8 protein-coding genes are annotated in these 10,993 nt (G+C 69.4%); 5 read left to right on the top strand and 3 right to left on the bottom strand.

The annotated features are described in order from the left end of the window. The first annotated feature begins 14 nt into the window (after positions 1-14). The 4 genes from OG210_RS21170 (at position 15) to OG210_RS21185 (ending at position 6,539) form a co-directional block, all read left to right on the top strand. Positions 15-1,514: a CoA-acylating methylmalonate-semialdehyde dehydrogenase gene (locus OG210_RS21170; RefSeq protein WP_371538259.1), complete on the top strand. Its 1,500-nt coding sequence runs from the start codon at positions 15-17 to the stop codon at positions 1,512-1,514. Between the two features lie 298 nt (positions 1,515-1,812). Next, positions 1,813-2,988 (top strand): EfeM/EfeO family lipoprotein, encoded by a 1,176-nt coding sequence (locus OG210_RS21175; RefSeq protein ID WP_328326655.1) that lies wholly within the window; start codon positions 1,813-1,815, stop codon positions 2,986-2,988. A 206-nt stretch (positions 2,989-3,194) separates the two neighbouring features. Then, positions 3,195-4,448: an iron uptake transporter deferrochelatase/peroxidase subunit gene (efeB, locus tag OG210_RS21180; RefSeq protein WP_371538262.1), complete on the top strand. Its 1,254-nt coding sequence runs from the start codon at positions 3,195-3,197 to the stop codon at positions 4,446-4,448. Between the two features lie 201 nt (positions 4,449-4,649). After that, positions 4,650-6,539 carry a phospholipase C gene (locus OG210_RS21185; protein WP_371540417.1) on the top strand — a complete coding sequence of 630 codons (1,890 nt, stop codon included), beginning with the start codon at positions 4,650-4,652 and terminating at the stop codon, positions 6,537-6,539. A 90-nt stretch (positions 6,540-6,629) separates the two neighbouring features. Here OG210_RS21185 and OG210_RS21190 read toward each other — a convergent pair whose 3' ends face one another. After that, positions 6,630-7,511, bottom strand: a complete 882-nt coding sequence (locus OG210_RS21190) for a hypothetical protein (RefSeq protein ID WP_328326651.1) — start codon at positions 7,509-7,511, stop codon at positions 6,630-6,632. A gap of 140 nt (positions 7,512-7,651) precedes the next feature. On the opposite strand from OG210_RS21190, the gene OG210_RS21195 reads away from it, so the two are divergent. Next, on the top strand, positions 7,652-8,545 hold the full coding sequence (locus OG210_RS21195) for an aminoglycoside phosphotransferase family protein (protein WP_328326649.1): 894 nt from the start codon (positions 7,652-7,654) through the stop codon (positions 8,543-8,545). 43 nt (positions 8,546-8,588) lie between these two features. On the opposite strand, the gene OG210_RS21200 is transcribed toward OG210_RS21195, so the two are convergent. Beyond that, on the bottom strand, positions 8,589-10,016 hold the full coding sequence (locus OG210_RS21200) for a PE-PGRS family protein (protein ID WP_371538265.1): 1,428 nt from the start codon (positions 10,014-10,016) through the stop codon (positions 8,589-8,591). A 114-nt stretch (positions 10,017-10,130) separates the two neighbouring features. Then, the gene (locus OG210_RS21205) at positions 10,131-10,817 is read right to left on the bottom strand and encodes a hypothetical protein (RefSeq protein WP_371538268.1); all 687 of its coding nucleotides are present in this window, start codon (positions 10,815-10,817) and stop codon (positions 10,131-10,133) included. Between the last annotated feature and the right edge of the window lie 176 nt (positions 10,818-10,993).

Genomic DNA, 10,993 nt, shown 5'->3' on the forward strand with positions numbered 1-10,993 from the left:
TAGGAGCGTTCACCATGAAGACCGTCAACCACTGGATCGGTGGCAAGGCCGTCGACGGCACGTCGGGCAACTGGGGCCCGGTGACCGACCCGGCGACCGGCGAAGTCACCACACAGGTCGCGCTGGCCTCCGCCGCCGAGGTGGACGCCGCGGTCGCATCGGCGAAGGCCGCGTACGCGACCTGGGGTACCTCCTCGCTCTCCGCGCGCACCACGGTCCTCTTCCGCTACCGGGCGCTCCTCGACGCCCACCGCGACGAGATCGCCGCGCTGATCACCGCCGAGCACGGCAAGGTGCACTCCGACGCGCTCGGCGAGGTCGCCCGCGGACTGGAGATCGTGGAGCTGGCCTGCGGGATCACCACCCAGCTCAAGGGCGAGCTGTCCACCCAGGTCTCCAGCCGGGTCGACGTCTCGTCGATCCGGCAGTCGATCGGTGTCGTCGCGGGCATCACGCCCTTCAACTTCCCGGCCATGGTGCCGATGTGGATGTTCCCGCTGGCCATCGCCTGCGGCAACACCTTCGTACTGAAGCCCAGCGAGAAGGACCCGTCGGCCGCGAACCTGCTGGCCGAGCTGGCCACCGAGGCCGGTCTGCCGGACGGTGTGCTGAACGTCCTGCACGGTGACAGGGTCGCCGTGGAGGGCCTGCTGAGCCACCCGGACGTCGCCGCTGTCTCCTTCGTGGGATCCACTCCGATCGCCCGCCACATCCACGCCACCGCCACCGCCAACGGCAAGCGCGTCCAGGCACTCGGCGGCGCCAAGAACCACATGCTGGTGCTGCCCGACGCCGACCTGGACGCCGCGGCCGACGCCGCCGTCTCCGCCGCGTACGGCTCCGCGGGTGAGCGCTGCATGGCGATCTCCGCCGTCGTCGCTGTCGCCTCCATCGCCGACGAGCTGGTCCAGAAGATCCGCGAGCGCGCCGAGAAGATCACCATCGGCCCCGGCAACGACCCGTCGTCCGAGATGGGCCCGCTGATCACCAAGGCGCACCGCGACAAGGTCGCCTCGTACGTCACGGGCGCGGCGGCCCAGGGCGCCGAAGTCGTCCTGGACGGCACCGGGTTCACGGTCGAGGGCCATGAGGACGGCCACTGGATCGGCCTCTCGCTGCTCGACCGGGTCTCCACGGACTCGGACGCGTACAAGGACGAGATCTTCGGCCCGGTGCTGTGCGTGCTGCGCGTGGAGACGTACGAGGACGGCGTGGCGCTGATGAACGCCTCACCGTTCGGCAACGGCACCGCGATCTTCACCCGGGACGGCGGCGCGGCCCGCCGCTTCCAGCTGGAGGTCGAGGCCGGCATGGTCGGCGTCAATGTGCCGATCCCGGTCCCGGTCGGCTACCACTCCTTCGGCGGCTGGAAGGACTCGCTCTTCGGCGACCACCACATCTACGGCAACGACGGGGTGCACTTCTACACCCGCGGCAAGGTCGTCACCACCCGCTGGCCGGACCCGGCGGACGCCCCGGCGGGTGTCGATCTGGGCTTCCCGCGCAACCACTGAGGCGGGTATCGCCTGAGCCGGTACTCCTGAGTCCGGTTCGCGCCGACGGGCGGATGGCCCGGCGGTGAACTCTCGGGGAACTCGCCCCGGGACGGCTCCCGTACGGCAGTTCGGGGGCGGCACGGATGCCTAGCATGAACGGCGTCCGACCGCCCCCGCTCGCCTGCCGTACGAACGGAGCCACCCTGTGCCCACTCGCGCCGCCGGCCCCGGTCCCGGCTCCGCCTCCGCCTCTGGATCCGGCTCCACCTCCGGCTCCGGTGAGGGGCCCGCCGTCGGCCGCCGTATATGGGTGGCGGTGGCCGTCATCGCCACGGCCGCCGCGGTCACCCTCGGCGCGCTCCTGACCGCCGACGGGCCCGGCGCGGCGGCCGGACATCCGGCGGCCACTGCCTCCGACGGGCTGCGCCACACCGCCGTCGAGGTCTCGCCCGGCTCCTGCGGCCGCGGCTGGACCCGGCCGCACCCGGGGACCCAGGTCTTCGACCTGACCAACACCTCCAACGGCCCGGCCGAGGTGGACCTCACCGACCCGCGCACCGGCGCCGTCTACGCGGAGACCGAGGGGCTCGCGCCCGGTACGACCCGCGCGATGCGGGTGGCGCTCGGCGGCGGTTCGTACGCCTTCACCTGTCTGCCCGACGACGCGGACGCGGTGCGCGGTCCGACCGTGCACATCGCGGGCGGCGCGCGGGGGAGCGGCCCGCACGCGGTGCCGGTGACCGAGCACGATCTGGTCCCGCCGACCCTCGCCTACCAGAAGTGGATCGGCACCAGGGCCGCCGAACTCGCCCGGAAGACCGGCGTACTCAGGAAGGCCGTCGACAGCGGCGACCTGGCCGCGGCCCGTGCGGCATGGCTGCCCGCGCACCTGGTGTACGAGCGGATGGGCGCGGCCTACGGCACCTTCGGCGACGCGGACGCCGCCATCAACGGCACCGGCGCGGGACTGCCCGGCGGCCCCCACGACCCGCACTTCCAGGGTTTCCACCGCGTCGAGTACGGGCTGTGGCACGGCGAGCCGGCCGCCTCGCTGCGCGGCCCCGCCGACCGGCTCGACGCGGCGGTACGCGCCTTGCGCGACGGCTGGCCGCAGCAGCGCATGGACCCGGCGGACCTGGGGCTGCGTGCCCATGAAGTTCTGGAGAACACCGTCCAGTTCGAGCTGACCGGACGCACCGACCAGGGCAGCGGCACCAGTCTGGCCACCGCCCGCGCCAACCTCGACGGCACCCGTGAACTCCTCGCCGTGCTCCGGCCGTTGCTCACCTCGCGCGATCCGGAGCTGCCGCTCCTGGACTCCTGGCTCGACCGCACACAGCGCACGCTGGACGGATTCGGCCATGGCGGCAGGTGGACCCCGGTGGACCGGCTGAAGACCGCCGACCGGGAGCGGCTCGACGCCGACGTCAGCGGGACGACGGAGCTGCTGTCCTCGGTGGCAGCCCTCTGCGACCTGCGCAGAGCGGCCTGAGTACATGGACCTGAGTACGTGGACCTGAGTACGTGGACCTGACTACGTGGACCTGAGTACGTGGATGAGGACGGCATGAACAGCCGCATGGGCAGTGTCTTGCGGGACGGCGTGCGGGACGCAAACATGCGGGACTGCGGTATGCGGCACGGCCGTCCGCCGGCCGGGAGCTCGCGGCACGGCACGGGAACAGCAGGAGGAGCGGTATGAGCGGGACCGGCGGGACCGGCGGGAACAACGTGCGCAGGCGCGGATTCCTGCGGAGTGCGGCGCTCGGCGTGGGGTCCGTGGCAGCGGGGGCCGCCCTGGTGGGCGCCGACCGGCCCGCTGCGCTGTCCGGCACCACGGCCGCACCGGCCGCATCCCGTACGGACTTCCACGGCGCCCACCAGACGGGAATCCTCGGGGCGCCGCAGCGCGCCACCGTGTTCGCGTCCTTCGACGTCACCGCCGACGGCCGCAGGGAACTCACCGAACTGCTGCGCACCCTCACCGCACGGGCCCGGTTCCTGACCACGGGAGGCACCCCGCCCCCGCTCGGCATCACCGCCCCGCCCAGCGACTCCGGCGTGCTCGGACCGCAGGTCCCCCCAGGCGGCCTGACCGTCACGGCCGGTGTCGGCGCGTCCCTCTTTGACGGCCGCTTCGGGCTCCACAGCCGCAAGCCGCTGCGGCTCACTGTCATGCCGTCCTTCCCCGACGACGACCTCGACCAGGCCCAGTGCCACGGCGATCTCAGCGTGCAGCTCAGCGCCGAAAGCCCCGATGTGGTGCTGCACGCGCTGCGGGACATCGCCCGGCACACCCGGGGCGCGATGCAGGTGCGCTGGCGGATGGACGGCTTCAGCAGCCCGGCCCGGCCCAGCGGAACACCCCGTAACCTGCTGGGATTCAAGGACGGTACGGCCAACCCCGACGCACACGACGCCGAAGCGATGGACCGGCTGGTCTGGGTGGGCGCCGGTGCCGAGCCCGACTGGACGGCCGGGGGCAGCTATCAGGTGGTGCGGCTGATCCGGATGCTGGTGGAGTTCTGGGACCGGGTCTCGCTGACCGAGCAGGAGCGGATGTTCGGCAGGGGCCGCGACACCGGCGCCCCGCTCGACGGGAACCACGAGTTCGACTCCCCTCGGTACGCGCAGGACCCCAAGGGCGATGTGATCCCGCTGGACAGCCATATCCGGATGGCCAATCCGCGGACACCGAAGACCGAGGGGCAGCGGCTGCTGCGCCGGGCGTACAACTACGACCGGGGCATGGACTCCAACGGCAACCTCGACATGGGGCTGCTGTTCTGCTGCTACCAGCAGGATCTGGCCCGGCAGTTCGAGACCGTACAGAAGCGGCTGGCCGGCGAGCCACTGGTGGACTACGTCAAGCCGTTCGGCGGGGGCTACTTCTTCGCCCTGCCCGGCGTACGCGACCGTACGGACTGGTTCGGCCGGGCGCTGCTCTCCTGAAACCGCCCGGCACCCGGGGGCCGGGGGTGCCCAGCGTTCCCCGTCATGCCCTGCCCCAAGGAACGGTCAAGTCTTCCCCCGGACTTCGTGACTGGCTGTTCACCCTGGCGACACGGACGCGCAGCCACCCGGTCGTGGCGCCCGAGCACCATCCTCCGCGTGAGCGATAAGCCGACAGCCAACAGCGGAGGCACGGAGAGCATGGTCAGCACAGGGAGAACGGCGGGGCCCGGACGCCGGGCGATACGGTGGGGCGCCTTCGCCGGAGCTGCGGCGCTCACCGTCCTCGGGGGCTCGGCCCCCGCGTTCGCGAGCACGCACGGGACCGGCCACGGTCAGCACGGCGGCAGTCACGCGACCGCCACCCCGGTCAAGCACCTGGTGGTGATCTTCCAGGAGAACGTCTCCTTCGACCACTACTTCGGTACGTACCCGAAGGCAGCCAACACCGACGGTACGAAGTTCACGGCGGACCCGCGCACCCCGAAGAACATCAACACCCTGAGCAACGCCGGGTTGCTGAAGAACAACCCGAACCAGTACACGCCCCGCAGGCTCTCCTCGTCGCAGGCGCTGACCTGCGACCAGAACCACAACTACGGGCCCGAGCAGTACGCGGCCAACGGCGGCAAGGCCGACCAGTACGTCCAGAACACCGACTCCGGCAAGTGCTCGGGCAACCTCTTCGGCGAGCCCGGCCTGGTCATGGACTACTACGACGGCAACACGGTCACCGGACTGTGGAACTACGCCCAGCACTACTCGCTCGGCGACAACGCGTACAGCTCCAACTACGGCCCCTCCACGCCCGGTGCGCTCAACCTGATCTCCGGCCAGACGCACGGTGTGACCTCCGTCGACCCGGCGTCCGGCACGGAGCACCCGAAGCAGACGCCGAAGCCCGACGCGTACACGGTCGTCTCACCGGACGCCAAGGGCGTCGGCACGGTCACCAACGACCCCGACCCGGCGTACGACGACTGCTCGAACAGTGACCACACCAGCAAGAACGCGCTCGCCGCGATGCACGGCAGCAACATCGGTGACCTGCTGAACAAGAAGAACGTCAGCTGGGGCTGGTTCCAGGGCGGCTTCCGGCCCAGCACCGCCTGGAGCGGCAAGCAGGGCGACTACGCGAAGTGCGCGGGGAACACCCACGCCAACGTGGGCGGTGCCGCGTCCGTCGACTACAGCCCGCACCACTCGCCCTTCCAGTACTACAGCTCGACGTCCAACCCGCACCACCTGGCCCCGAAGAACGTCAGCGAGATCGGGCACAGCGGGCAGGCGAACCACAACTACGACCTGACCGACTTCGACGCGGCCCTGAAGGCGGACCAGCTGCCCGCGGTGAGCTTCCTGAAGGCGTCGGAGTTCCAGGACGGCCACGCCGGGTACTCGGACCCGACCGACGAGCAGCACTTCCTCGTCGGGCAGATCAACAAGCTCCAGAAGTCCCCGGAGTGGAAGGACACCGCGGTCGTCGTCGCCTACGACGACTCGGACGGCTGGTACGACCACGCGTACGCGAAGCCCCAGAACGGCTCGAAGGACACCACGACCGGTTCCAACGGCAAGGCCACCGACAGCCCGGCCTGCCAGGCCGGTCCCCGGTCGGCGGGCGGCTACGCCGACCGCTGCGGCCCCGGCACCCGGCAGCCGCTGCTTGTCATCTCCCCGTACAGCAAGGTCAATTCGGTCGACCACACCCGCACCGAGCAGGCGTCGATCACCAGGTTCATCGAGGACAACTGGCACACCGGCCGCATCGGTGATGCCTCCTTCGACGCCCGCGCGGGTTCCCTGACGTCGGCCTTCGACTTCAGGCACCCGAACAACAAGCAGGTGCTGCTCAACGCGGACGGAACGGTGCAGTCCGTACGGCACATCCCCGCGCAGCCGTCGCACCCGCACGGCGCGGTGGCCGCGAAGACGGCCGGATCCGCTGCCCGGTCCGACCTGGCGTCCAGTGACGTCGCGGCGAGCGCCCCGTCGTCGGCCGCTGTGCCGGCCGGGATCGCGGCGGTGCTGGTGGCAGCGGGCGGCGCGGCCTTCGTGCTGCGCCGCCGGAGGGCACGTACGGAGGGCTGAGCCCCTGAACAACGGTGTGCACCCCGCCCGCCCTGCCCTGCCCTGTGCGTAACGGACAGGGCAGGGCGGGCGCACACCGCGCGTGGAGGATCAGCCGGCCGTCTGCCCGGTCTGCCCGGTCTGTCCCGTCTGCCGCTTGATCGCGTCCGTGAGGTCGGCGGTGTCCGCGGCTGCCGGCGCCCGCAAGGCCTTCGCGGGACCGAACTTCTTGAAGTCGATCGACACGTTCATGGCGCCGATGTCCTCCTTCATCCGGACCGGCATGTCATTGCTGTCGACCCAGACGTCGAAGGTGATCGCGTCCACGGTGCCGGTGAACTGCTGCAGCAGCTGCTTCTTGTCCTTGGACCCGAGCGCGGATCCGGCCGCTCCGAGATCGTCCTTCGACACGGTGGCGTGGTAGTGGGTCGCCTCCCTGCCGAGCACGGTCTCCTTGCCGATCTCCTTGGCGTTCCTGGCGTACTTCAGGGACTGCAGCCCCTGCGTCGGGTCGGCGCTGCTGTTGTTCATCGCCGATGAAGCCTGCTCGCCGAGCACGGCCGACGCGTCGACCTTCATCCAGTGCTTGCCCTTGAGCGGGCCGCTCGGCTGCGGGTCGACGTTGTAGTAGTACGCGCCGTTCACCAGCAGCATGTTCACGTTCTGGCGGGAGACCAGCTTCGTCATCCCGGCGGCCTTCGCGTCCATGCTGACGTCGAAGGAGAGGCCGTTCCCCCAGGAGTACGTGCCCGCCATCCTGGTCGGCGCGGCGCCCGCCACCGACGTGGCCATGTCCACATCGGCCGAGCCGTACTTCTTTGTGCTGTCCGTCGCCCGCTGGAGAGCGGCCAGCGGCTGAACGGCCACCTTCGCCGCCCCCTCGGCCGTCTTCTTCGCTGTGTGGGCGGAGCAGCCGGTCATCCCCACGACCGTCGCGACCGCCGCGGCGCACAGCGCGGCTCTGCTCATCCTGGTGCTCGTCTTCGTGCTCATGTTCATGTCCCCCACCCTTGTATTCGCTTGTAACCAGAGGAGTTTAGACCGCAGGAAATCGGGAGGTGGGCGTCCGCTCCCGCCAGGTACGTTGGCGCGAAAGACCGCGGGCTACGGATCACGGAGAGCGGGGGAGCAGCATGGCGGCGGCAGTGGATCCGGCAGTAGCGGGACCGGAGCAGCACCCCGGCAACCGGGCCCGCCTGATCGCGCGCTTCGGCCCCATGGCCGGCCCCTGGTACGACGCGCTCCCCACGCTCGTGGACGGCCTCGCCCGCCGGTGGGGTCTCGACGTCGGCGAGGCCGGCGGCGGTGGCACCTCCCGGGTGTACCGCTGCCTGCGCAAGGGGGAGCACGAGGGGGCCACCGCCACCGTGTGGCTGAAGCTGACGCCCGATCCGGTCGTCGCCACGCAGGAGGCCGAGGCGCTGAGCGCCTGGTCCGACACCCCGTCCGTCGTGCAGCTGCTCGACAGCGATCCCGGCGCCGGGGCGCTGCTGCTGGCCGGGGTCGAACCGGGCACCCGCGTACGGGAGAGCGGCCGGCGGACCGCGGACATCGCCCGGCTCCTGATGGACCTGCGTACGGCCCCGCGTCCCCGCACACCGCGGCTCCCGCCGCTCAGCGAACGGATCACGTTCATGTACGACATGGCCGCCCGCCGCGGTGCCCACAGCCCGGAAGTGCTGGCACGCGGACGCGCCGCCGCGCTCGGTCTCGCGCGGACCGGCCCGGCCGACGGGCTGGTGCACGGCGATCTGCACCCGGGGAACGTGCTGGTCGGCCCGGGGCACCGGCTCGTCGCCATCGACCCCCGCCCGACCTTCGGCGACCCGGACTTCGACGCGGCCGACTGGGTCATCGACGGGGTGACGGACGAGAGCGGGCTGCGGCGCCGGATCGCCGAACTGACCGCACTGGTGCCCGGCATGTCGGCGGACCGGGTGCTCGACTGGTGCCGCGCCACCGCACCGCTCACCACGGGCGCACCGGCGTTCCTGCTCCCGGGCGGCGGGGCGGCACGGATGCGGTGAGAGGTGCCCCCTCCCGACGCGGCCTTCCGTTGTCCGGCCTGTCTCAGAACCAGTTCGCAGGGTTGGCGTGCTTGGCCAGGCTCTTGGCGCCGTCAGCGATGCCGCCGCCGATCTTGGATGCCTTGTCGCCCACCCAGCCGGCGGCCTTCCCGGCGCCCTTCTTGATGTCGCCCCAGTGCTGGACGATCTTCGCGCCACCGTAGACGACCCCGAAGCCGACGGCGAGGCCGATAGTGACCGGGTTGGGCGCGATCATGGCAGCAGTCATCGAGGCGTTGAAGCCCGCGTCGGCGACATCGGCGACGTAACCGGCCCCCTCCCTCTTGAAGGCTGCGACCGGGTTTCCCTGGACGATGACATTCGCGGTGCTGAAGCCGGTGGCGGCCACGCTGCCGACGATGCCGACGCCTCGCAAGGCGCCGGCGACTTTCCCGGCACCTGCCAGCCCCTTCGTCAGAGATGCGGTACGGCTGAAGTTGAGGCCACGCGCCTTCGAGTAGACGTTGCCTGTGACCCTCAGCAGGTTGGCATTGCCCGCTCGTGACACTGCCTGACCGGAGGGTGCGGTGCCGTATCGGGCAGCCAGCGAGTCCGAACCCACCAGGAAGTTGATAGCTCTGTTGGCGGAGACACCGTTCCAGAGGGGTGCCTTCATAAAGGAGAAGCGGCGCACGGCGTCGTAAGCATCGCCTGTCCAGTCCCCGATGGTTCCTCGTGTTCCCGGTATTTTCTGCGCCCACTGGCTGAGCTTGCTCGGAAACCAGCTTCCTGGCGCTCCGAGTGAGCGGATCTTCGGCGAGTAGGCGACGATCTTGTTGCCCGACCGCCTGAGCAGGCCGTTGCTGGAGCTTCCGAGTGCGGTGCCGATCCGGTTCTTCCAGGGTGCAAGGACGCCCGCTTTGAGGGAGTTGCCGACCAGGACCTTGGTCAGTGCCGTTCCTTGCATCGTCACGGTCGCCGTTGTGCCGCCGACCGACTTCCAGTCGCCGTACAGATCCATGATGCTGACGATGGTCGCCGCATGTGGCTTGAGCCCGGGGATCTGTTCCAGCGCGTGGGCCTTGATTCGGCTGATCCAGTGGCTCAGTGACTCGTTGGAGTCCCTCTTGAAGACGGATGCCTTGGGATCCGTGCTGACCGCGACGGAGTTGGCAAGCAGGATTTCGTCCGGTGTCAGCCCTTCGCCTTTATGCTCTTTGAGGTATTTTTTGAGTTCCTTTGGTGAGAATCCGGCCCATCGTATTCCGGCCTCTGGGTCGCCACTCTCCAGCCTGGCGATCGAAGCGCGCTTGCGGAGATCCGGACCGGTGTCATGGGCCCAGGAGCGAAGCGTTTTGAGTGACGTCAGATGGCTGGAGACACCGAGTCGAGAGGCTCTGGTGAACGCCTCATCCAATTTATCCTGTACGCCACCTTTGCCATCCAAGAGCTTGGCGAGCTGTTCCAGGTCATCGGGATTGGCCATCCTCATGTGGGCGGATTTCCTCGGGAGTTCAGTTCGCCGGACATGGACCAGCTGAGCGACACCTCAAGAGTGCGCAAGGCTCAGGTTGCGTCGGTTGAAGGAATCGGGTTACACGGCAGGCTATTTGTCGCCGATGAGTGCGAATGCGAAAGCCAGGCGGCGATCGATCCAATCCGCGTAGATATTAATCTTCGTGCTGCCGAGGGACGTGATGACGACCTCGTCTCCGCAGCGCCACTCAAGTGGCCTGTATCTGCTCCCAGGCTGATCGCCTTGGCCCGGATTGAGCATGTCGTCGAAGACGCCCGTAACAAACCTGCCTGCTGCCCGGCCTGCCACTTCCTTGGCGCTGCCACTCGCCATCTTGTTGCGCCCGACGATCTCCGGACGGTCTGGCTGATCAATCCGCCAGGTGTGCTTGAACGGACGCTTGGGGGGCACCCGCCGCAGGGTTCCAATGACATGACCCCGCGTGTCACGCACTACGTGATGCCTTTCGCCCTTCACGTCCTGCGGGGCGTCGAGGTAGCAGAGCAGGTGTTGCTGCTCGAAGTCCTTGTACAGAGTCAGAGCGGGTTCGGAAGGGAGTGAGTGCTTCTCCGCGGTCGCCACGTAGGCGCAAGGAGCAAGGACTTGCATGTCCTTGTCGCCCTGCGGTACGCGTATGGCGCGAGGGCCGAACCCGGAACGGGTGCGTTTCGCTGTCTTGGGCCGTTCGACGGACCCCAGAACGAACTCGTGGACATCCGCCCAGGCAACTGGCTCCACCGGAGGTTCCGCGACTTTCTTGTCCCTGCCGAATCCCACCGATACCTCCTGAACCGAACTGACGGGTGAGACGATCTGAGCCCGTCCTGATCCTACGAGGGCTCTCCAGCGCTCATCAGCTTCGCCCTTCTGGACAGGGAGGGTGGAGATGCCTTTTACCGGCCGACGTCGGACGCTTGGCCGGACGCCCTGACCCGGCCGAGAAGCCGGCTTCC

It is taken from the genome of Streptomyces sp. NBC_00466 (assembly GCF_041433995.1).
GTDB lineage: Bacteria > Actinomycetota > Actinomycetes > Streptomycetales > Streptomycetaceae > Streptomyces.